The sequence below is a fragment of the Neisseria sp. P0021.S006 genome (assembly GCF_051956895.1).
Map to the genome: position 1 here is coordinate 1 of NZ_JBQCWZ010001009.1, position 534 is coordinate 534.

At 51.7% G+C, this 534-nt stretch carries 1 protein-coding gene; it reads left to right on the top strand.

The window, feature by feature from the left end; genetic code table 11:
• Nucleotides 1-534: ATP-binding cassette domain-containing protein (locus ACTHUM_RS18430; protein ID WP_440403743.1), on the top strand; the 534-nt coding region annotated here is incomplete at both ends.

The window sequence follows — 534 nt, forward strand, 5'->3', positions numbered from 1 at the left end:
CGCTTCTTCCATCAAAGTCAAAGACACCAGCAACTTCATGGTCAACTTCGCCGTTGCCATGCAGCAGCTCAATACCGTCTTCTTGGTCGTCGTCGGTACCTATTTGATTCATGCCGACAACCATGCGGAACGTATCACCATGGGTGCATTGATTGCCTCTGTGATTCTGTCCGGCCGCGCCTTGGCGCCGTTGGCACAAATCGCTGGTTTGGCCACCCGCTTCCAACAGGCCAAACTTGCCCTCAAAGGTGTAAACGACATCGTTACCCGCCCTATCGAGCGCAATCCGGAACGCAAATACATTACTTTGGACAACGTACAAGGCAACATTACCTTTGAAAATGTATCGTTCAAATATCAAGCCGACAACAACAGCGCCGTCGAAGATTTGCGCCTGACCATCAAACCGGGTGAAAAAGTCGGTATTTTGGGCCGTATCGGCAGCGGTAAAAGCACCATGCTCAAACTGGCCAGCGGTCTGTACGACACTGAAAAAGGCAACGTTACCCTTGACGGCGTCGATATGCGCCAGCT